This window comes from Mycobacterium sp. 1482292.6 (genome assembly GCF_001672995.1).
Lineage (GTDB): Bacteria > Actinomycetota > Actinomycetes > Mycobacteriales > Mycobacteriaceae > Mycobacterium > Mycobacterium europaeum_A.
In genome coordinates this window covers 1-617 of the sequence record NZ_LZKV01000195.1, presented here as the reverse complement: position 1 = coordinate 617, position 617 = coordinate 1, and the positions used below count along the sequence as shown (strand labels likewise).

Sequence of the window (617 nt, the reverse complement as noted above, 5' to 3'; positions counted from 1 at the left end):
GGGGGCGGCACGACAGCAAGCTGGCCCAGGTGCTCTACCACGACTGGGAAGCCGAGACCTACGACGACAAGTGGTCGATCTCCTATGACCAGCGCTGCATCGACTACGCGCGGGGCCGCTTCGACGCCATCGTGCCGGACGAGGTGCGGCGCGAGCTGCCCTACGACCGGGCCCTTGAATTGGGTTGCGGCACTGGGTTTTTCCTGCTCAACCTGATCCAGTCCGGGGTGGCCCGGCGCGGATCGGTGACCGACCTGTCGCCGGGCATGGTCAAGGTCGCCACCCGCAACGGGCAGTCGCTGGGCCTCGACATCGACGGCCGGGTCGCCGACGCCGAGGGCATCCCGTACGAGGACAACACCTTCGACCTGGTCGTCGGCCACGCGGTGCTGCACCACATCCCCGATGTGGAGTTGTCGCTGCGCGAGGTGATCCGGGTGCTGCGCCCGGGCGGCCGGTTCGTCTTCGCCGGCGAGCCGACCAGCGCCGGCGACGTCTACGCCCGCGAGCTGTCCACCCTGACCTGGCGCATCGCCACCAACGTCACCAAGCTGCCCGGCCTGGGCAGCTGGCGGCGCCCGCAGGCCGAGCTCGACGAATCGTCGCGGGCGGCGGCG

Annotated in this window: 1 protein-coding gene; it reads left to right on the top strand. The window is 70.5% G+C overall.

Going from position 1 to position 617, the window contains the following annotated elements:
• On the top strand, positions 1 to 617 hold a 617-nt coding region (locus A5624_RS19395), incomplete at both ends, for a class I SAM-dependent methyltransferase (protein ID WP_156749094.1).